At 73.3% G+C, this 23,663-nt stretch carries 1 protein-coding gene (only partly in view); it reads right to left on the minus strand.

What is annotated here, in order from left to right; translation table 11 throughout:
- Nucleotides 1-29: 29 nt before the first annotated feature.
- Nucleotides 30-23,663: the 3' portion of a hypothetical protein gene (locus tag ACWIHT_RS10995; RefSeq protein WP_456166697.1), read on the minus strand. It continues 12,303 nt past the right edge of the window; the window shows 23,634 of its 35,937 coding nt (coding positions 12,304-35,937); its start codon lies off the right edge, out of view; its stop codon occupies nt 30-32.

Here is a 23,663-nt window from a genome sequence, read left to right on the forward strand (position 1 = left end):
TTCCAGAAGGATGATCGGGTGACGACCGGTCAGTTGTCGTCCGGGGCGGGCGGGTTGACCGAGAACCGGTTGCCGTCGAAGTAGAGGGTCAGCGGGGTGCCATCGGCCGGGCCGAACCGGTCGGTGCGGCCGTCGGGGCCGAGCAGTTGGACCGGTCGGCCGGTGTCCCGTGCGACCAGGGCCGCCAGGGTGGATGTGTAGCCGAGGGTGTCGTCGGGGCGGGCCAGCACCAGAGCGAGGCGCGCGATGTCGTCCAGTCCGGCGTCCGCCACGGTCACCATGCCGTTCTGGAGGATCGACTGGGCGCGCAACTCCTCGGTGAGGGCGCCGATTTCGTCCAGCGCGCCGGTCTGCACCGAGGTGTCCGGCGCCGGGAGCCCCGCGTCGTCGGGGGCGCCGTGAGCCGCTACGTCGGCCTGGGCCCACGTGAGGAGCGCGGTGTGGGGGTCGTCGGTGCGGGGCCAGGTGGGGGCGGTGTCGGAAGCGGTGGTGCCGGGGGCAGTGGTGCCGAGGGCGGTGAGCAACTGGGCCAGTGAACGGGCGAACGTCTCCGGGCCCCGCGCCCGCGACACGGCGGGGCGGTGCCGGACCCCTCCGGGTTCCTCGTCGGCCTCGTGCCCGGCTCCGCCCGGCCGCAACTCCGCTTCCTGGGGCGCTGCTTGGGGCTCGGCCTCAGGCTCGCGCCCCGGCTCCTCCGTCAGTTCGGCCGACGGGCGGGCCCCGTTCCGAACCGGTGTCGGACGGGCACCGCTGCGGGCCGGTGTCGGGCGGGGCGTACGGCCGGGCCAGGCGGCCGGGGTGGCGGCCAGGGAACCGGTCGTCAGGCGTGCCGTGCCGTCTCCCGCCGCCGCTCGCTGTGCTTCCAGGAGGGCCACGACATCGCCGAGGTCCCGCTGCGCGTGGCGCTGCCGGGCCGCCTCCCGGGCCTGCTCGGCGAGCGCGCCGGTGATGGCGAGGCCGAGAGCGTCCAACGCCTCCTGGGCCGCGTCCCGCTCGGTGACCGTCTGGTCGTGGAGCGCGGTGGCGGCGGTGAGCGCCGCGCGGGCCGTGCGCTCCGTCGCGGTCGCCGTCGCGGCGAGCGTCCGGGCCCGGTTCAGGGCGTCGGCTGCGGAACTGGCCGCGCCCTGGGCCAGACCGAGCCGCCCCCTGGTGTCGTCGACGGCGTGCCGAGCGGTCTCGACGGCGCGGTCGGCTCCCTCGGCCGCCGTCCGCGCCTGGTCCAGCGCACGCTGTGCCCGGTTCCGGCGCGACTCGCTCCGGGCGAGGGAACCAGGGCCGTCCGAGCCGGAGTTGCCCTCACCATGAGCCGAACTCCCGCCCTGCACCGCCGAGTCGGCAGGTTGCCGGGCGGCCCGTTCGGCCGCTTCGCGCGCGGCCTCCGCCGCCTCCTGTACGGCCTCCCGCGCCGCCCCGAGTTCTCCCTCAGCCGTGCGGACCGCGTCGTGGAACTCCCCCGCCGTCCGGGTCGCGGTCGCCACTCGCTGGGCGTGACCCTCAAGGTCCGTGGTCAACTCCGTTACGCGGGCCCGCCGTTCACGATCGACCTCGGCGGCGTCCGCTACGGCCCGCTCGGCGGCGACGAGTTCATCGGCCGCGGTGTCCGCGGCGGCCCGGGCGTCTGTCACGTCCTGTTCCGCCTGCTCCACCGACTGCCGCGCCTCGTCCCGCACGCGGAGGGCCTCCGGCATCCCTTCCTGGAGCCGGGCCTCCCGCCCCCGCGCGTCGTCCTCCGCCTGCCCGGCCGTCTCCAACGTCCGCATCTGATCGCGTACGGCCCGCCAGCCGGCGTCGTGCGCGGCGTCGCCCTGACTCGCGCCGTCGCCGCCCCGGACAGCCCGCGGCGCACCGCCCCGGGCCCCAGTGCTCGGGCCCGCGCTGCTCGGACCCCGGTCTTCCGGCTCCTCGTCGCCCAGCCCAGCGTCGCGCTCCTCAACCCCTGGCGCCACCTCCGGGTCCCCGTTCACGTCGAACCGTCGGAAGCGCACGCCCTCGCCGTCGCGCAGGGCGAGTTCGACGGGGCGCCCCAGCCGTACGGCCGTACCCGAAGCGGCGTACAGGGCGCGGGCCGTCTGGGCCGCGCTGCCGTCCGTGGCCAGCCAGAGTTGGAGTATGGCGGCGGTGTCGGGTGTGGGGTCCTGGGCCGCGTCGATGCCCTGGGACAGGAGGGTCGGGAGGTCGCGGAGCGGTACCGTGCGCCAGTCGCGCAGGGCGTCGGGGGCGCGGCCGTCCGGAGCCTGGGCGTCGGCCGCCGCGCGGGTCAGGGACGCGCCGTCGTACACGCCCGGGTCGGTGCGCGGGGTGGTGACGCCGTGGCCGAGGAGGTCGCGTTCCAGGGGGCGCAGCCGGACCGTGCCGGACACGTACCGGGTGCCGTTCGGGCCGTGGACGGTGAGCAGCGCGTCGGCGACGATCTCGTGGCTGCGGGTGCCGCGCGTGCCCGCCGGGATCTTGGTGTCGCCGTGCTTGAACCACTCGCGGCGGGTGCCGGCGACGCCCGCGCCCGAGCCGGGGTCCTGCGCCTGGCGGGCCAGCACCGGCATGGTGAAGCCGAGGACCTGGCGGTTGGAGTCGTGGGCGCTGAAGCCGCCTTGTGCCGAGAGGGCGCCGGTGAGGCCCGCGTGCGAGGAGGAGCCCGCGCTGAATGTGCTCAGCCGCACCCGGTCCACCGTCACATCGCCGGTGTCGGTCACCGGGCGCGGCCGGTACAGCTCCACGGTGAGCCGGGGCGGGGTGCCGGGGGCGCCCTGGAAGGGGCGGGCGCCCGGCATCGTGGTGGTGAGACCGCCGGGGCCGCGCGGGTGGTCCAGCGAGATGGTGCCCGCCTGGAGGAGTTCGCCGATCCGTACGGCGGTGGTGTCCGCGGAGTCGGAAGCGGCCAGCGACTGCCAGGAGTTGGTCAGCGCCGGGGCCACCTCGCCGAGCGCGGCGGCGAGTTGGGTGCCCGCGTCGAAGCCGAAGACCGGCGCGGGGCCGCCCGGGGTGAAACGGTGCCCGGTCGCGGTCGGTCGGCGCTCCGCACGGCCCGCCGTCAACTGCCGCTCGGCCGGGGCGGGTTCGGCGGTCTCGCTGCCGGTGAAGCGCAGCGCGGCGGTGGCGTGCACGGTGGTGGTACGCGTCGGGCGGCCGAGGAAGAGATGGGCGACGCGGTTGGCGAGCGGGGTGTTCGCGTCGGTCAGGCTGAGCACGCCGTGCTGGAACACGCTGCCCGGCAGATCCAGCAGCCAGTCGGCGGTGGCCGTGGACCGTACGGTGGCGGTGATCCGGTACGGGACGCCGTCGAAGTCGGCGACGTTGTCGGTGCGCAGCCAGTGCCGGTCCTCGGCGGTCCGGCTGACGCGTGCCGAGTTGCCGCGCACGGTGTCGGCGCTGAGCAGGGCGCCCGCGCGGTCGGTGCGGGGGCCGCCGGTGGGCCTCGGGATCCGGGTCTGGAGCTGGACGAACCCCGCGTGCCGGGTGCTGCGGCCGGTCCGGTCGGTGACCGAGGACGGGGTGTGGCCCAGGTAGTTCTCCATGCCGGAGGCCTTGGCCGCGGGGTGGCCGCGCAGTTGTCGTAGCGCGTGGTCGTCGGCGTCCGGGCGGGCCGTGAGGGTGACCTCGACGAGGCGGGCGCCGCCGTAGCCGACGTGTCGGAAGCGGAAGCGCTGGACGTGGCCGGGGCCGCGGCCGGGCAGGGTGCGCAGGCCCGCCGTGGAGGTGAGGTCCGCGATGCGGGTGGCCACGCCCGGGAGGTACGAGGCGTGGCCGGGCCGGGTGGTGCCGGGTGCCTCGTCCTCGATCAGGGTGAGGAGTTGGTGGCGCAGCGCGTCGCGGCGGCGCACCCTCCGGGTGGCGTCGGTGAACTGGTCCATCGCCTTGACGCTGCCGAGGCCCAGCTCACCGGAGGCCGTGAACCGGCGCGGCAGCGGCACGGAGCCCGGTGTCTCAGCGGGCACGGTGAGACCGGCCACCGGTGTGAACCAGGCGGCGTGGCGCCGGAGTTGGGCCGGTGTGGCCAGGAACCGTACGGCGTCCGGCACTTCGACCACCACGGTCACGGCCCGGCCCTCGCCCTGCCCGAGCGCGTTGCCGACGACGTTGCGGCGGCCCCGGCGGAACGTCACCAGCAGGGTCGCGTCGGCGGCGATGCGGTGCTGGGGGCTGTTCTCAATGGCGGTGCGGTGGACGACCGTTGAGGAGCCGAGGCCGCGCGCCTGGTCGGTCCGGGTGGTGCGGGTGTAGCGGGCCGAGGGGTTGAGAACTGTCGGCCGGGGCGTGGATCCCGTTGTGTCGCCGCCCTGTTGCTGCTCCGGCTCGTCGGCGCGGCGGAGCAGCGTGCCGCTGTCGAGGCCGCCGGCGTCGCCGTCGTTGCCCGCGGCCTGGTCGGCGCCCGGGGTCGCGGAGGACGAGACGTTGCGGACCGAGGTGACGCCGGCCGCCCACTGCGAGGTGCGGGCCACACCCCGCTGCTGCCCGGCGCCGTCAACGGAGTTGAGGCCGGACTCAAACTGCTGGGTCAGGGCGTCCAGTGCCCGCGGCCGGCGCAGGGCGCCCCGGATCTCCACGGAGAGCACCTCGTCCGCGGCGAGCCCGGGCAGGGTGAGTCCCTCGATCACATAGGCGCCCTTGAACACCTGGTGGCCGCGGGTCAGTAGCGCGGCGGGGCTGCGGGCGGCGGACAGCAACTCGGCCGCCACCGTGGTCGGGTCGGTGGCGTCGGCGCCGGCCAGCGACTCGCCCACGGCCCGCCCGGCACGCGCCACCGACTGCGGGGTGTACTCCGCGACCGAGTCCCGCATCCCGTCCAGCAGACCGCGCGCCGGGTGCCCCTGATAGGTGTTGCCGAGCACCGCCCGGAAGGCCTCGTCCAGCGCGGCCGACGCCCGGAACACCTCCACCAGCGAGTCGTCCGGCAGCGGCACCGCATCCGGCAACGGGCCCTGCTCATCCGCGAGTTCGAGCAGCGCGGCGTCGGCGGCGGTGGCCGCCCGCACGGTGGGCGCGGCCGGTGCCGCCGGGACGGGCTCGGCGTCGGGCAGCGTACGGAGCGTCGGCACGGACAGCCGCACGACCCCCGGGATCCGGTCCGGCGGCGGAGGCGCGGGCGGGCCCTGCGGGGCGCCGTGCGGGACGTACGGCTGCTGGACCGTCCCGTGCGCGAACCGCACCTGGGGCGCGTCCCCCGGCCCCTCGTACAGGTCGAGCGCCAGCGCGGCCGGCACCTCGAACACCTCGCTGCGCTGTCCGGCGCCGCTGCCGACGACCTGCTGGTCGTGCCCGACGGACAACTGCACACTGTTCTCGTGCTGCACCTGGTGGCCGCGCACATGGTCGGCGGTGCCGCCCAAGGTCCACGCGCCACCCCGCACCGGCAGCCCGAAGGAACCGCCGGCGCCGTACGACACCCCGTACTGCGAGCCGTTCTGGTCGCTCCCGGCCAGCGAAAGCGACGCCAGGCCGACGCCCTGCACTTCGGGCAGCACGGTGGTGTGCGTGCTCAGGCCCGTACCGCGCACCGCGCTGAGCACCAGCCGCACCCGGCGGGTACCGCCGGTCAGCGTCGGAAGCTCCAGGAAGAGCGAGTGACCGCCGTCCAGCATGGAGTCCGTCGCGGCCCGCAGCCCGATCGCGGACCGGGTCTGCTCGAACCGGCGCAGATTGTTCAACTGGGCCTGCACCAGCGCCTCGTCGGGCAGCACCCGGTTGCGCGCGTTGGCGTCGCCGGGAATGAAGCCCTCGCGGCGCAGCCAGTTCTCGGCCTCCACGAAGAGCGGTTCGGCACCCGTCACGGCGAGCGGTGTCACGCTCGCGCCGATCGACCGCAGATGCTCCAACTCCGCCGGGAGGCGCCGCCGTTCACCGTCCTCCGGGGGATGCCCCTCGGCGTCCTCGGCGGTCATCAGCCGCAGATGCATCCCGCGCGCCCAGTCGCCGGGCTCGAAGATCTCCCGCCCGCCGCCCGGCAGATGCAGCACCAGCGTGTGCCGGACCGTGGCCGGCGCCAGCAGGTGACTGCTGCTGATGCGCACCGTGTGCGTCAGCGCCGCACTGGCACTCTGGCCGAGCGCGTCACTCGTCCCCGCCTGGACCGCGGCCCGCCCCAGCACACCGCCACCCACCCGCCGGGTGGCGTCCGGGTGCCCCTCGGCGTGGTCGCCGGTGAGCGCCGGACCGACGCTCCCCGACAGGGACACACCACTGCTGAACTTCGACTGGGCCTCGATCTTCACCACCTGCGTCAGATGGGCCTCCAGGTTGACCTTCCCGGCGACGCTCCGCCGCAGCGGCTCCCCCACCTCCACCTCGGTCAGCAACTGGAACATGCCGAGCGCGCGCCCCGACGTGTCGACGAGCACCGGCGAGAAGACCCCGCCCTCCCGCTGCATCGGCAGCGTGCCCCGCAGCAACGGCTCCGACAGGAACGTCTCCAACTCCCCCAGGGAGTCCTTGTCCAGCCCCTCCAACTGCCTCCGGAAGTGCTGGAGCGCCTCCGCGAGCAGCCGCCCCGGCTCCGCGACCGTGTCCACGCCCCAGATCGGCAGGACGTCCAGACCCGCCGCCGCGGGCAACTCCCCTTCCCCGTCCCGCGCCAGATGCTGCGGGAACCAGAAGGTCACCGGCCCGTGCGACTGCGGCGTCCCCCAGGTGACGGGCGCGGCCAGCGTCGGAGTGTCCAGCCGTACGTCCCACAGGGCGGTGAAGTCGTACGGCTCCGAAGGCTCGTTGCTGCGCTGTGCGGTCGTCGACTGCACCACCGTGGTCACCGACGCGCTCGACGAGAGCTGGTTCAGGGTCAGCGCGAGGGTCAGCGCCGCGTCGACACCGCGCACCGGGATCGCCGTACTCACCGGGAACAGCGCGGTCCAAGGCAGCAGCAGGGTACGGATGTTGCCGGACGCCTCCGACGACACCGACTCCTGGGAACCGATGCCGCGCCGCTCCACCCGTACGTCCCGCTCGGCACCCTCGGCCTGGCCGTACCGGGCCGAGGCGACCGGGTCCGCGAGCCGCAGTCGCAGGTCCACCGTCCGCTCCCGGCCGTCCACGGTCAGCGCGATCCGGAAGCCCAGACTGCCGCGCAGATACGGCAGGTTGATCACCAGCGTCTCGGCACTCGCCACCGTCCGCAACTGCTCCCGCACCGGATGCGTGTCCGCCGCACGCGCCAGCCCGAGCGCCGCCATCACCTGCTGATGCAGCCCGTTCACGACCTCCGCGGACAGCGGTTCGAGATGCACCAGGCCTACGTTGCCGTCCAGTTGGGACCCGTAGCCGAGGACGAACGCCGAAGAGGGCGGTGCGACCGGGGCGTTGGAGGTGGGCCAGGTGGGGGTGCTGTCCGCCGGGATGGGTGTGGTGTCGGGGTCCTCGGTGGGGCCGTTCGCCAACTGTCCGGTGTGGTCGTGGAGTTGGGGGCCCGCCGCGGTGACGTTCTCGATGGTCCGGAGGTATCGGCCGGGGATGTGGACGGGGCTCTGGGTGTCGGCCATCAGGCCGGTGGTGCGGACCGTCGTGCTGTTCGGGTGGTTGCGCAACAGGAAGTCATTGTCGCGCTGCTCATCCGGCAGACCAAGGTAGTGCAGGACCTCGTGCAGGAGATCCGCGTCGGAGTGGTTGACGTCCAGGTGGAGTTGGTCGGCGCGGGCCGGGTCGGAGGTGTCGGTGAGGGTGATCGCCTCGGGGTGGGACGGGTCGTCGATCAGATTGAGGGTGACGTGCAGCTGGTCCCCTGAACTGGGCAGCTCCAGACCGGAGTTGAGGTGAGCGTCCAAGAGACCCGTGATGCGCTCCTTGAACTGCCCAGTCAGCGCGGGGTCGTTGGTGGTGACCGGAAGGTTGAGCGTGTAGTCCCGGACCCACTGACCGTTGGGCGCCTGGATACGACGGACACTCGTACGGACAAGAGTCGTCGCACCGCTGAGAACCCCCGGCCGGGGCGAGTTGCTCTGGTCCGCGTGCGGATCGAAACGCTCCGTACTGTGCACAGCCGGACGCGCATACGCACGCAACCCGAACCAGGAGTCCTTGGACGCAGGGTCGGCGACACGGGACGCGGGCACGTCGTCAGCGGCGTCACGAGTCGGCGCGGGACGGTAACGACCGCCCGACTGAACGCTGTTGGCGTCCTCCGGACCCCGGGGCGCGTTCGAGGGAGTGATGGCGGGCTGATGCACGTCACTGGCGCTGTAGTGGTTCAGGCCCGTGTAGTGGACCTCCAGCGCGGGCGTGCCGGTGGCCGTCGGGCCGTAGCGCAGCACGATGCCCCGGGGGCCGCCGGTCGCGGTGGTGCCGGCGAGAGCGGCGGGCATCGGCTGGAAGACGTGGATGGGAGCGCCGAGGGTGTCGGCGAGCAGCGGCAGGAAGGTGTCGCCGACCGGGTGTGCCCACGCGGCCGACCAGTTGCGTACCGCGTGGTCGAGTACGGCCTCCTCGTCGTCGGTGAGCGGGGCGGTGCTCCGGTGGTACCCGGCGATCAGCAGCGAGCGACGCTCGTCCAGGGTCATGGTGGCGAGCGTCGGCAGCTGGTCCACCGCACGCAGATAGGCGAACATCCGCCGGTTGCTCGGCGCGGCACCGGCCGGCGGGGGCGGGGCGCCCGGCAACGAGACGGCTTGCAGATAGCGGGTCTGGAGGTCGACCGGGTCCAGGTCCTCGGCGTGGGTCACGCCCTGAATGCCGTACTGGACCAGCTCGTTGTCGATCTGGGCGGCGTTCATGCCCTGCACCGCCCGCGTGAAGTTGCCGACGAGGACGCCCCTGAGCTGGCCGAGCACCTGGGCCGGGAGCGGTCGGGTGCCATCACCCGCCGCCGCCAGCCGGGCCAGCACCAGGTCCTGCAACCCCTGCCGCGCGGCGCGCAGATGGTTCGCTCCCCGGTGCGTCGTCTGCGGGTTCCCCGCCACCGTCCTGAGGGTCTGGCGTACGTCGCCGGGCCGGGCGAGCCAGGCGGCGGCGCCCGGGGCGAAGGCCGGGTCGGCCTGTTGCAGGCGGGTGCGGACCAGGTGTGGCGCGCTGCCGATGACGGCGTAGAGGAGGCAGTTGCCGTCGCCGGGGGTCAGGACGGCGTTGCCCGTGGGGGCCACGTACGGAGAGGGCGGGGCGACCGGGGCTGTCGTGGTGGTGGTCGTGCCGGTGCTCGTGTTCTTGCCGGGGGCCGACTTCTTGGTCGTGTCGGCCTTGGCGGTCTTGCCGCTCGTCTTGGAGTCAGTCTTTGCCGTCTTGGAGTCCGTCTTGCCGCTGCTCGTACCGGACTTGGGCGGCCCGCTCTTCTTCGGCTGCTGTTTCGGCGGGACCGGGGTCGATGTGGACGTGGTCCCGGCGTTCGGCGTCGTACCGGTGGTGCCGGTGGTGCCGGTGGTGGCCGTGGTCGTGACGGGCACCGGGGTGTGGGTCTGGCCGCCGGCCGGGAGAGGGGTCGGCCGGCCGTCCGGGGTCGGCCAGCGGGGCGGGGTGGTGGCGAAGGTGGTGCGCAGGGACTGTTCCGGAGTCGGGGCACTGTCCTGGACGTCACTGGACAGCCCCGGCAGCGCGGCGGTGGCCGCCACCTGGTCGGCCGCGGCCTGTATCTGCGCGGTGACGGCGGCGACGACCAGCCCGTTGCGCCGCGTGACCTCCTTCTCGGCCTCGGTCACCCGGCCCTGGGCGAGGGTCTCCTGCCGCCTGGCGTCCCGTAGGTTGCGTTCCTGGAGAACCACGTCCGCCGCGTCCTGCCGGGCCTCCTCCACGGCCTCCTCGTGCTTCCGCTCCTCCGCGCGAATACGGGTCGGGCCCACCTCGACGATGTGCTTCGCCCTGTCCAACCGGAGCCGTTCGGCGGCGAGTTGGGAGGCGGCCTGCCGGATCGCGTCGTTCGCGTCGGCGATCACCGGGAGCACGGCCCGCACCCGGGGGTCGTCGGCGACATCGGCCGCCGGTTCGTGGGAGCGCGGGGCGCCGGTCACGGCGGGGGTGGGCGGAGCCGGTACGGGGGCAGGGGCGGGAGCGGCACTCGACTGCCCGCCCTGCGCGGCCTGTTCGGCGGCGACGCGCGCGGCGCGCACGGCGTTCTCGGTCTGCGTCAGCCGGGCCAGGGCCGTCTGGAGATCGTGGCGCCCCCTGGCCTCGTCCCGCACATGCTGCTGGATCACCGACGGCAGGGTGGTGACGGTGCTCCGGGCCTCCGAGAGGTCCCGCTTCAGCCGTGCCACCAGCTCCTCGGCCTCGCGCGCCTCCTCCGCGGAGTCGGCGGCCGTCTCCGTCGCCTGCCGGTGGACCTCGATCGCGTCCGTGACCGCGAGCTGCGCCTTCCGATGCGTCTCTACGGCGGTGGCGTGCGCCCGGTTGGCCTGCTGGAGGGCGGCGGTGAGGCGGTTCAACTGCTGCGGGGTGTCGGCGAGGGTGTTGGTGGCGTTGTGCAGGATCTCGGCCTGGGCGTCGAAGGCGTTCCACGCGGTGCTCAGGTCGGGATCGGCGGTGACGAGGGCGCCCTCGGCGGTGAACTCCCAGCGCCGGACGCCCTGTTGGTCACGGGTCATCAGTTCCACCGGACGGTGGCCAAGCACGGCGGTGCGCGAGGCGGCGTAGAGGGCCTGGCCGAGGCGGGTGCCCTGCTGGTCGTCGCCGAGAGCTACCCAGAACTGCACGCCACGGCTGCCGGCCGGGATCGCGGCATGCAGACGCTCGGGCAGGGTGTGCGGCTGGGCGGTGGCCCAGTCGGGGACGAGCGCGGGCAGGTCGTGGACGTTCGGCGGCGACTCGGCCGGGGTGAGGAGGCCGTGGCCGAGAAGGTCGCGTTCCTCGACGCGCAGGGTGACGGTGCCGGTGACATGGCGGGTGCCCTCGGGACCTTCGACGAGGAGGTGGGCATCGGCGTCGACGACGTAACTGCGCGTGCCGCGCGCCCCGTTGGCGGGTGCGGAGGTGCTGCCGGACTTCAGCCAGTCGCGGCGGCTGCCGGTGGTGGTGCCGCCGAAGGTCGACGGCTGGGTCTGCCGCTGGGCGAGCGGCACGCCGATCCCGGCGATCTCGTGGTTGTCGTCGTCGCCGCTGAGGAGTTGCGTGAACGAGGTCGCGAGCGAGTGGTCGGCGCCTGCGGCGGTGCTCACCGTGTCCGTGGTGTTGTGGAGCTGGTCGAGGGTGACGTCGTCCGCGTGGGTGGAACGGCGCGGGTTGTAGAGCGACACCGCGATGGTCGGGGGCTGTGCCGGTGCGCCTTCGAAGGGCGCGGTGCCGGGCATCTTCCGGGTGAGGTCGGCGGCCAGCCGGGGGCGGTCGAGGGAGACCTGCCCGGCCTGGATCAACTGGCCGAGCCGGACGGCCTGTCCCTCCACCGAGACGGAGGTGATCTGCGCGTGCCAGCCGCGTCCACCGCGCGGTGCCACGTCGTTCAGGGCCGTCTCCAGATGCGCCCAGCCGTCGAAGTGGAACGCCGGGGTCGGCCCCACCGGATGGAACATCTGCGCGTCGGTGAGATACGGGCCGGCGGCGGGACCGGCCGGCCGCACGGTGTTGCGCGGGTCGACGCCGGAGACGACGGACGGGGCGTTCACCCGGGCCGGGCCGCCGGGTGCGGTGGTCTCGGTGCCGGTGAATCGCAGCGCCAGCCGGGTCGGGACGGTGCTGGTGCGCGGGATGCCGCGGGCGAGCAGGGCCTCCGTCAACCGGCGTACGTCGCCGTCCGCGTCGGCCCAGGCGATGACACCGTTCTGGATGAGACCGCCGATGACATTGGGCGGCCAGTCGACGACCAGCGCGGAGCGGACGGACAGAACGTAGTCGTACTCCAGGCCGTCGAAGTCGGCGCCGTTGTCCGTGCGCAGCCAGAAGCGGTTGTCTGCGGTGGTCGCCCGACGGGCGGAGACGCTGCTGGCCGACTGCGGGGTGAACACAGGCGCCGAGCGGTCCGTCCTGCTGAGGTCGGGGCCCTGGTTCGGGCGGGGATAGCGCGTGGTCAGGGTAACCGGGAGCTGCGTCTGCTCGACCGTGCCACGGGTGACGGCACGGCCCGCCGCCGTGTGCGACTGCGACTGCTCCAGGCCCGAGCCGGGGGTCGAGGAACCCAGCACGGCGGCCAGGTTCTGGGTCCGTCGGGGCACCGCCGTCAGCGTCACCTCGACCAACCGCTCGCCGCCGAAGCCGTGGTGGCGGAAGTGGAAGCGGGTGGTGGCCCGGCGCGGGGTGCCGTCCGGACCGCGGCCCGGCAGCGAGCGCAGCCCGGCGGGCGAGGTGAGCTGCGCGACCCGACCGTGCACACCCTGCTGGTAACCGGGGTGCCCCGGGGTGAACGCTCCGGGAGCCTCGGCCTCGACCAGCGCGAGCAGTTCACGCCTGATCCGCCCGCGCCGCTCCCGCAGGGCGACCGGCCCCAGCGGGATCTGGCCGGCGTTGGGCCCGGTCGTGGGGACGGGGGCGGCGACGGGCCGGTCGTACTCGATGACCGAGAGGACGCCGCCGAGGCCCAGTTGCCGGTTCTGCGTGTACGACGCCGGGAGGGGCGCCGTCAGGGTCGGGGCGGGCGCGGGGGTGAGTCCCTGCACCGAGCCCATCCACCGTGCGTCTCGGGCGAGTTGGCCCTGGGTCATGAGGAACTGGAGGCCGTCCGGGACGTCGACCGCGAAGGTGACGGGGGCGACCGTGCCGGGCTCGCCGACGCCGTTGAGCAGCGTGCGGGAGCCCGCGCGGACCGTGACCAGATAGGTGACGTCGGCGACCACCCGGTGCAGGTCGCCGCTCTCGGTGGGGGTGCGGTTGACGCCCGTACTGGCGGCGAGCGTGTCGGCGGTGTCGGTACGGGAGACATGGCCGAGCCGTGCCGACGGGTTGAAGAGGCCCTTGTACGACTTGCCGCTGGTCTGGCTGGTGGAGACCGAACCGTCCGACTCCGGACCGGTGTTGCCCTGCCCGGCCGCGTTCACCGGATTCGCGGGCTGCTTGGGCGGGTTCTGAGTGAGGACCCCGCTGCCGCCGAACTGGTGCGACTTTCCGAGGGACTTGAGCTGCTGGGCGCTGTCGGTGGCGGAGACTCCGGTCTCCAGGTACTGCCGCGTGGTGTCCAGCAACCGGGGCCGGTGCGCGACGGCCTGGATCTCCAGCGAGTACTGGCCGTCGGCGAGCGTCCCCGGCAGGCTCAGACCCTCAACTACGTAGGAGTTCTTGAAGAGTTCGTGGCCGTGGGCGACCAGACTCCCCGGCGTGATCGCCGCGTGCCGGGTCTCGGCGGCACGCGTCCTGCTGTCCGTCAGCCCGTGTCCGGCAAGCGGGGAGACACCATCGCGCGCGGGCACGGGCACGGGCGCGGGGCCGGTCGGGGCAGGGGCGACGACCGGAAGGATCGGACCGGTGCCGGTGCCCGTGGTGGCGGGCGTCGCCTGCTGCGCCTGGCGGCGGATGTCCGCGGCGGCCCGCCGGAACACCGACTCGATCGCGGCGGCACCGCGCACGGTGTCGATCAGCGCGTCGTCCGGAATCCGCACCAGGTCCGGGCGCGGGACGCCGTGGGCGTCGGTGCCGTCGAACCGGGCCATGTCCACGGGGTTGGCCGGGCGCGGCGCCCCGTCGACACGGGCGGGGCGCGTGACTGCGGTCGCCGCAGGGGGTGTCGCGGAGGTCGTCGCTGGGGCCGCAGGAGGTGTTGCGGCGGTCGCCGCAGGGGCCGCCGAAGGGGCGCGGGTACGGCCGTTCGGCACCGCGAGCCGCAGCGTGCCGGTGACGGTCGGCGCGTGGACGACGGGAGGCGCGGGGACAGCGGGGGCCGGAGCGACAGCGGGCGCCGGGGCCGGGGCGGCCTGCCGGTTCACGTTCCGCCCGAACCGCTCGCTGGGCTCGTCACCGTCGTCCGCGTACAGGTCAAGGGCCAGCCGCACCGGCACCGCGAACTCGTGGCTGTCCTGGTTGGTGGCGATGAAGAACTGGTCGTGCCCGGTGGCCCCGCCCACGGTGTCGCCGTGCGTGATCTGCCGACCGTACTGGTAGTCGCCCCCGAACCCGATCGACCCCCAGGGTCCCGTCGGTCCGCTGACGCTGGCCATCGGCCCGAGCGCACCGCCGTAGGACTCGCCGCGCTGCTCGGCGTCGCTGCCCGCCATCTGGGCCAGGCCCATGACCTGGATGCCCGGCAGGACCAGGTCGTGGACACTGGGCCGCGTGGTGTCACGGACGGCGGTGAGCAGCAGCCGGACCCGGCGAACGCCGGTGTCGGTGCTGTTGGGCACCTCGAAGTGCAGGGCGTGACCGCCGTCCACCATCGAGTCGGTGGCGGCACGCAGCCCGGTGCGGGAACGGGCCTCACGCAACCGGCGCAGGTTGTTGAGCTGGGCGTGCAGCCGGATCTGATGCTCGGGCTCGTGATTGCGCAGCACGCCGATACCCGTGGGAGCGGACGGCAGGAAACCCTCGCGGCGCAGCCACGCCTCTGCCTCGTCGAACAGACCGTCCGTACCGGTCACGTCGAGCGGGGCCGCGCTCAGCCCGATGCCGTCCAACCGCTCCAGCGAGTCCGGGAGTTCACGCCTCTCGTCGGGGGCGGGAGCGTGCCCCGTGGCGTCCGTCCTGCTCAGGACCCGTAGGTCCATGCCGTGCGCCTGAGTGAGCGCCGGTGCCGCCGTCTGGGTGCCATCGGGCCTGATCAGGGTGACGCGGTAGGTGACGCCGGAGGGGGTGAGCAGATGGCCCCGGTTGGTGCGGATGGCGTGCATCGTGCCGGCCGAACTGCCCGCGCTGTACGTGTTGGTGACGGTCGCCTGGGTCTGTCCACGCAGGCCCAGGCTGCCGCCGATGACGCTCGACGCGTCCGGATGGCCCTGGCTCTGGTCACCGGTGAGCGCGGCGGCACCGCTGCCGCTGACCCCGAGACCGCTGGTGTACTTCGAGGAGAGGTCGACCTTCGCGGTGTTGACCAGATGGCTTTCCAGGTTGATCTGACCCGGGGTGCTCTGCCGCAACGGGGTCCCGACGGTGGGCACGGTCACCAGGTGCAGCATGCCGACCGCGTTGCCGTCGGCGTCGGTGATCACGGGCGAGTAGATCCCGCCGTCGATCTGCATGGGCAACGTGCCGCGCAGCACCTGCTCGGAGAGGAAGTCCGCGACCTGCCCCGCCGCCGTGTCGTCAAGATCCGCGTGGAAGGTCTGGTGGACATGCTCGTACAAGGCCCGGGGGTCGATCACCGAGTCGACGCCGTACAGCGGGAGATCAGCCGGATCGGCGGGCACGGGCAGCGAACCCGGCGCGGGGTCATCGATGGTGAGATGCCGGGGGAACCAGATCGTGGTCGAGCCGTGCGACACCGGCGCACTCCAACCGTCCGCCGCCGGGGCAGTTGCGGTGGCGGTGGCAGGCGCGGTGACCGCCGGAGCATCGACGCGCACCCGCCACCGGGTGGTGAACTCCACTGGATCAGAAGGCTCGTTGGAACGCTGGGCCGAGGTCGTCTGAACAGCCTGCGTGACGGTCGTCGCGTCACTGGCCTGGTTGTGCGTGATGGCCGCCGTCAGCGATCCGTCGATCGCCCGCACCGCGGTCGGCGCGGTAATCGGCCAGGACCCGGTCCACGGCACCTGGAAGGTTCGATACGTCCCCGACGGCTGACTGGAGAAGTTCTCCCGCGTACCGAACCCACGCCGCTCGACATGCTTGTCCGCGTCCCGCGCGTCGTAACGCCCCTGCCGCAACGACCTACGAGCATCGGACAACGTCAGCTGTACGTCGACGGTGCGATCACGCCCGTCGACCCGGACCGTGACGCGATACCCGCCGTTCGAGCGCACATAGGGCAGTTGAAGCGCGAGGCTCTCGCGGCTCAACGCGTCCCGCACCTGATCACGCACCGCCTCGGGCGGGTTGTCGGCGTCCAGCCCGAGCGCCTCGTAGACCTGCCCGTGCAACCCCGCGATCACCTCGTCCGAGAACGGCTCCGCGTACACCAACCCGACCGTCCCGTCCGGCAGCGCACCGTACGACGCCACGTACGTCGACGGGAGTTGGACTCGCGCGGGCGGCGGGACGGTAGGAGCCTGGGAGGTGGGCCAGGTGAGGTTGCCGTCTGCGGGGATGGGGGTGGTGTCGGGGTCCTGGACGGGACCATTCGCCAACTGGCCCGCGTGGTCGTGGAGTTGAGGACCGGATGCCGTGACGTTCTCGATCGTGCGGAGGTAACGGCCGGGAATGTGGACCGGGCTCTGCGTGTCGGCCATCAGGCCCGTGGTGCGGACCGTCGTGCTGTTCGGGTGGTTGCGCAACAGGAAGTCATTGTCGCGCTGCTCGTCCGGCAGACCGAGGTAGTGCAGGACCTCGTGCAGGAGATCCGCGTCGGAGTGGTTGACGTCCAGGTGGAGTTGGTCGGCGCGGGCCGGGTCGGAGGTGTCGGTGAGGGCGATCGCCTCGGGGTGGGACGGGTCGTCGATCAGATTGAGGGTGACGTGCAGCTGGTCCCCTGAACTGGGCAGCTCCAGACCGGAGTTGAGGTGAGCGTCCAAGAGACCCGTGATGCGCTCCTTGAACTGCCCAGTCAGCGCGGGGTCGTTGGTGGCGACCGGAAGGTTGAGCGTGTAGTCCCGGACCCACTGACCGTTGGGCGCCTGGATACGACGGACACTCGTACGGACAAGAGTCGTCGCACCGCTGAGAACCCCCGGACGCGGCGAGTTGCTCTGGTCCGCGTGCGGATCGAAACGCTCCGTACTGTGCACAGCCGGACGCGCATACGCACGCAACCCGAACCAGGAGTCCTTGGACGCAGGGTCGGCGACACGGGACGCGGGCACGTCGTCAGCGGCGTCACGAGTCGGCGCGGGACGGTAACGACCGCCCGACTGAACGCTGTTGGCGTCCTCCGGACCCCGGGGCGCGTTCGAGGGGGTGATGGCCGGCTGGTGCACGTCACTGGCGCTGTAGTGGTTCAGGCCCGTGTAGTGGACCTCAAGCGCGGGCGTGCCGGTGGCCGTCGGGCCGTAGCGCAGCACGATGCCCCGGGGACCGGTGGGTGTGTTGGCCACCGGCTCGAAGACGTGGATGGGGGCGCCGAGGGTGTCGGCGAGCAGGGGCAGGAAGGTGTCGCCGATCGGGTGTGCCCACACGGCCGACCAGTTGTCCACCGCTTGATCGAGCGCGTCCGCCTCGTCGTCGGTGAGGGGGGCGGTGCTCCGGTGGTACCCGGCGATCAGCAGCGACCGGCGCTCGGCCGGTGTCATCGCCGTGAGTGTCGGCAGCGCGTGCACCGCCTGGAGATAGGCGAACATCCGCCGGTTGCTCGGTGGGTTGCCGGCCGGTGCGGGCGGTGCGTTCGCCGCCGAGACGGCCAGCGCGTAGCGGGTCTGGAGGTCGGCCGGGTCCAGGTCCTCGGCGTGGGTCATGCCCTGGATGCCGTACACGCCCAGTTGGACGTCGACATCGGCGTCGGACACGCCCTGCACCGTCTCGGCGAACCCGTCGGCGAGGACGCCCCGGAGCTGGCCGAGCACCTGGGGCGGGAGCGGCCGGGTGCCGTTGCGCGCCGCCGCCAGCCGGGCCAGCACCAGGTCCTGCAACCCCTGCTGCGCGGCCCGCAGATGGCCTACTCCCCGGTGCGTGCTCTGCGAGTTCCCCGCCATCGTCCTGAGGGCCTGCCGTACCTCGTCGGGCCGGGCGAGCCACGCGGCGGTGGTCGCGGCGATGGCCGGGTTGGCCTGCTGGAGGTGGGTGCGGACCAGGTGCGGTGCGCTGCCGATGACGGCGTAAAGGAGGCAGTTGCCGTCGCCGGGGGTCAGGACGGCTCTGCCCGTGGAGGCTACGTAGGGAGACAGCGGGGCGGTCGGAGTGGTGGTGGTCGTGGTGGTCGTGGTGGTAGTGCCGGGGGCCGGTTTCTTGTTCTTGCCGGCCTTGCCGGTGACCGGCTTCTTGGCCGGTCCGCTCTTCTTCGGCTGCTGTTTCGCCGGGGTCGGTGTGGACGTGGAGGTGGATGCGGCCGTGGCGGTGGCGGGCGCCGGGGTGTGGGTCTGGCCGCCCGCCGGGAGGGGGGCGGTGCGGCCGTCGGGGGTGGGCCAGCGGGGCGGGGTCGTGGCGAAGGTGGTGCGCAGGGACTGTTCGGGGGTCGGGGCACTGTCGTGGACGGCGGTGGACAGGCCCGGCAGCGCGGCGGTGGCCGACACCTGGTCGGCGGCGGCCTGTATCTGCCTGGTGACGGTGGCGACGACCTCCCCTTCGCGGAGGGTGACGTCGGCCGCGGCCGCGGTCACCTGGTTCTGGGCGTCGTTCTCGTTCTGCGTGGCGATCCGGAGGCTGTCGGCCGCGACGACCTCGGCCTCCGCGTCCCGCGCCGCCTTCGCCACGGCCGTCCCGTGGTCCCTCTCGGCCTTGCGGATCGCGCCCGGCCGGTCGGTGACGGTCGCCTCCGCCGCTGTCAGCGCCGACCGGGCGGTGGTGAGCGCGGTGGTGGACTGCTGGATCGCGTTCTCGGCGGTGGTGATCGCCGGGAGCACGGCCTGCACCCGGGGGTCGGCGGCGACATCGGCCGCGGGGGCGTGGGAGCGCGTGGCGCCGGACGCGGCGGGAGCCGGTGCGGGGGCGGTGGCCGGTGCGGGGGCGGTGGCCGTACTCGACTGCCCGTTCCTCGCGGCCTGTTCGGTGCGTACGGCGTTCTCGGCCCGCGTCAGCGCGGCCAGGGCCGTCTGGAGGTCGCGGTGGCCCTGGATCTCGTCCCGCGCATGCCGTTCGATCACCGACGGCAGGGTGGCGACGGCCCTCTGGGCCTCCGTCAACTCCCGCTTCAGCCGTGCCACCAGCGCCTCGGCCGCGCGCGCTGCCTCGACGGAGTCGGCGGCCGTCGTCCTCGCCTGGGTGTGGTCGGACCGCGCGGCCGTGACCGCGGCCCGCGCCTCCTCGTGGCTGGTCGACGCGGCCGTGTACACCCCGTTGGCCTGTCGGCGGGCGGCGAAGCGGAGGTTCAGCTGCCGTGGGGTGTCGGCGAGGGTGTCGGTGGCGGTGTGCAGCAGTTCGGCCTGCGCGTCGAAGGCGTTCCACGCGGTGGACAGGTCCGGATCGGCCGTGACGAGGGCGCCCTCGGCGGTGAACTCCCAACGGCGGACGCCCTGTTGGTCACGGGTCATCAGCTCCAGTGGCCGGTTGCCGAGCACCGCCGTACGGGAAGCCATGTAGAGCGCTTGGCCGAGGCGGGCGCCCTGCGGGTCGGCGCCCAGGGCCACCCAGAACTGCACGCCGTGGCTGCCCGCCGGAATCGCCGCGTTGAGGCGTTCGGGCAGAGTGTGCGGCTGGGCGGTGGCCCAGTCGGGGACGAGCGCGGGCAGGTCGTGGACGTTCGGCGGCGACTCGGCCGGGGTGAGCAGGCCGTGGCCGAGGAGGTCGCGCTCCTCGATGCGAAGGGTGACCGTACCGGTGACGTGGCGGGCGCCCTGCGGTCCCTCGACGAGGAGGTGGGCATCGGCGTCGACGACGTAACTCCGCGTGCCACGCGCGCCGTTGGCGGGTGCGGAGGTGCTGCCGGACTTCAGCCAGTCACGGCGGCTGCCGGTGGTGGTGCCGCCGAACGCGGAGGGCTGGGTCTGCCGCTGGGCGAGCGGGAGGCTGATTCCGCCGATCTCGTGGTTGTCGTCGTCGCCGCTGAGGAGTTGCGTGAACGAGGTGGCAAAGGAGTGGTCGGCACCGGCCGCGGTGCTCACCGTGTCGGTGGTGTTGTGGAGTTGGTCGAGCGTGACGTCGTCGGCGTTGGTGGAACGGCGCGGGTTGTACAGCGTCACCGCGATCGTCGGGGGGTGTTCCGGCGCCCCTTCGAAGGGCGCGGTGCCGGGCATCTCGGAGGTGAGGTCGGCGACCCGCCGGGGGCGGTCGAGCGCGACCCGCCCGGCCTGGATCAACTGGCCCAGCCGGACCGCCTGTCCCTCGACCGACACGGACGTGATCTGCGCGTGCCAACTCCGCCCGCGACGCGGCGCCACCTGGTTCAGCGCCGTCTCCAGATGCGTCCAGCCGTCGAAGTGGAACGCCGGGGTCGGCCCCACCGGGTGGAACATCTGCACGTCGGTGAGATACGCGCCCGCCGCGGGACCGGCCGGCCGCACGGTGTTGCGCGGGTCGACGTCGGAGAGTACGGACGGGGCGTTCACGCGGGCCGGGCCACCGGGTGCTGCGGTGGCCTCGGTGCCGGTGAACCGCAGCGCCAACCGGACCGGGACGGTGCTGGTACGGGAGTTGCCCCCCTCCAGCATCGCGTCGATCCACCGGCGTACGTCGCCGTCCGCGTCGGCCCAGGCGATGACACCGTTCTGGATGAGACCGCCGATGACATTGGGCGGCCAGTCGACGACCAGCGCGGAGCGCACCGACAGCTCGTAGTCGTATCGCAGGCCGTCGAAGTCGGCGCCGTGGTCGGTGCGCAGCCAGAACCGGTTGTCGGCGGTGGTCGCCCGGCGCGCGGAGATGCTGCTGGCCGACTGCGGGGTGAAGACGGGCGCCGAGCGGTCCGTCCTGGAGTGATCGGGGCCCTGGTTCGGGCGGAGATAGCGGTTGGTGATCGTGACCGGGAGCTGTACCTGCCCGACCGAGGCGCGGGTGACGGCGCGGCCCGCCGCGGTGTGCGACTGCCACTGTTCGAGACCCGAGCCGGGCGTCGTGGTGCCCCCGATGGCGGCCAGGTTCTGGGTCCCCCGGGGTACCGCCCTGAGCGTGACCTCGACCAGCCGCTCACCGCCGTAGGCGTGGTGGCGGAAGTGGAAGCGGGTGGTGGCCGGCTGCTGGGTGCCCTCCGGGCCGCGGCCGGGCAGCGAGCGCAGTCCGGCCGTCGAGGTGAGCTGCGCGATCCGGCTGTGCACGCCCTGCTGGTAACCGGCGTGCCCGGGGGTGATCACGCCGGGTGCCTCGGTCTCGACCAGGTTCAGCAGCTCGCGCCCGACCTGGCCGCGCCGCTCCCTGACGTTGACCGGCACCATCGGGATCTGACCGGCGACGGCCGCGGGGGCGGGGGCTCGCTCGTACTCGGTGACCGAGAGGACGCCGCCGAGACCCAGTTGCCGGTTCCGCATGTACGCCGCCGGCAGCGGGGCCTGGCCCTGGACGGGCGTGGGGGTGAGTCCCTGCACCGAGCCCATCCACCGTGCGTCACGGTTGAGTTGGCCCTGGGTCATCAGGAACTGGAGGCCGTCCGGGACGTTCACCGCGAAGGTGACGGGGGCGATCGTGCCGAGGTCACGGACCCCGCTGAGCAGGGCGCGGGAACCGGCGCGGACCGTGACCACATAGGTGACGTCGGCGACCACCCGGTGCAGATCGCCGCTCTCGGTCGGGGTGCGGTTGACGCCCGTAGCGGCGGAAAGAGTGTCGGAGATATCGGTCCGGGACACCTTGTTGAGCCGTACCGACGGGTTGAGCTGGATCTTGTTCGGCCGGCCGCTGGTCTGGCTGGTGGAGACCGAACCGTCCGACTCCGGACCGGTGTTGCCCTGTCCCGCAGGCGTGGACGGGTTCTGGGTGGCCACGGCGTTCACGCCCAACTGGCGTGACTTTCCGAGGGACTTGAGCTGCTGGGCGCTGTCGGTGGCCGAGACGCCGGTCTCCAGGTACTGCCGAGTGGTGTCCAACAACCGCGGCCGGTGCGCGACGGCCTGGATCTCCAACGAGTACTGCCCATCGGCGAACGTCCCCGGCAGGCTCAAGCCCTCAACTACGTAGGAGTTCTTGAACAGTTCGTGGCCGTGGGCGACCAGACTCCCCGGCGTGATCGCGGCATGCCGGGTCTCTGCGGCGCGCGTCCTGCTGTCCGTCAGCCCGTGTCCAGCGAGCGGGGAGACGCCGTCGCGTGCGGGCACGGGCGCGGGCACGGGCGCGGCGACGGCCGGGGCAGGGGCGGCGACCGGGAGGATCGGTCCGACGGCCGGGACGGCGGGCGTCGCCTGCTGCGCCTGCTGCGCCTGCTGGGCCTGGTGGCGGATATCCGCGGCGGCCCGCCGGAAGACCGACTCGATGGCCGCGGAGCCGCGCACGGTATCGATCAGCGCGTCGTCCGGAATCCGCACCAGACCCTGCCGCGGGACGCCGTGGGCGTCGGTGCCTTCGAGCCGCTCCCGGTCGGCGGCCCGTACCGGACGCGGGGCCTCGTCGGCCCGTGCCGGGCGCGGTGCGGCGGTCGCCGACAGCGCGCGGGTACGGCCGTTCGGCACCGCCAGCCGCAGCGTACCGGCGACCGTAGGCGACGGCGCGACGGGCGGCGCGGGAGCAACGGGCGCCGCACCGGGGACAGTTGGGGCCACGACGACGGCCGGAGCCGGGGCCGTGGCAGCCCGATTGATGTCCTCCCCGAACCGCACGCTCGGCTCGTCCGTGCCGTCAGTGCCATCCGCGTCGTCCGCGTCGTCCGCGTACAGATCGAGGGCCAACTGCACCGGCACGTCGAACGCGTGGCTGTTCTGGTTGGTGGCGATGAAGAACTGGTCGTGCCCGGTGGCGCCGCCCACGGTGTCGCCGTGGGTCACTTGGGGACCGCCTTGGTAGTCGAGCCCGCCCCCGAAGGACCCCCAAGGCCCCACCGGCCCACTGACGCTGGCCAGCAGCCCGAGCGCCCCGCTGTACGACTCGCCGCGCTGCTCGGCGTCGCTGCCCGCCATCTGGGCAAGGCCCATGACCTGGATGCCCGGCAGGACCAGGTCGTGGACGCTGGGCCGCGTGGTGTCGCGGACGGCGGTGAGCAGCAGCCGGACCCGACGGACGCCCGTGTCGGTCCTGTCGGGCACCTCGAAGTGCAGCGCGTGACCGCCGTCCACCATCGAGTCGGTGGCGGCACGCAACCCGGTGCGGGAGCGCGCCTCACGCAACCGGCGCAGGTTGTTGAGCTGAGCGTGCAGCCGGATCTGGTGCTCGGGCTCGTGATTGCGCAGCACGCCCATACCGGTGGCAGCGGACGGCAGGAAGCCCTCGCGGCGCAGCCACGCCTCGGCCCGGTTGAACAGACCGTCGGCGCCGGTGACGTCGAGCGGGGCCGCGCTGAGCCCGATGCCGTCCAACCGCTCCAGCGAGTCCGGGAGTTCACGCCTCTCGTCGGGGTCAGGAGTCTCCCCGTCGGCGACGGTCCGGCTCAGGAGCCGTAGATCCATGCCGTGCGTCAGGGCCAGGTCCGGTGCGCGTGTCTCGGTGCCGTCCGGCCGGATCAGGGTGACCTGGTAGGTGACGGCGGTCTGGGCGAGCAGATGACTCTGGTTGGTGCGGATGGCGTGCATCGTGCCCGCGGAACTGCTCGCGCTGTACGTGTTGGTGACGGTCGCCTGGACCTGCCCGCGCAGGCCCAGGCTGCCACCGACGACGCTCGACGTGTGCGGGTGCCCCTGACTGTGGTCGCCGGTGAGGGCGGCGGCGGCGTTGGCGGTGATCCCGATGCCGCTGGTGTACTTCGAGGAGAGGTCCATCTTCGCGGTGTTGACCAGATGGCTCTCCAGGTTGATCTGACCCGCGGTGCTCTGCCGCAGCGGGGTACTGGTCCCCGGCCGGGTGATCAGACGCAGCATGCCGACCGCGTTGCCGTCGGCGTCGGTGATCACGGGCGAGTAGATCCCGCCATGGATCTGCATCGGCAACGTGCCGCGCAGCACCTGCTCGGAGAGGAAGTCCGCGACCTGCCCCGCCGCCGTGTCGTCGAGATCCGCGTGGAAGGTCTGATGGACATGCTCGTACAGAGCCCTGGGGTCGATCACCGAGTCGACGCCGTAGAGCGGGAGTCCGGCCGGATCGGCGGG

Source organism: Streptomyces sp. NPDC002276, assembly GCF_053891435.1.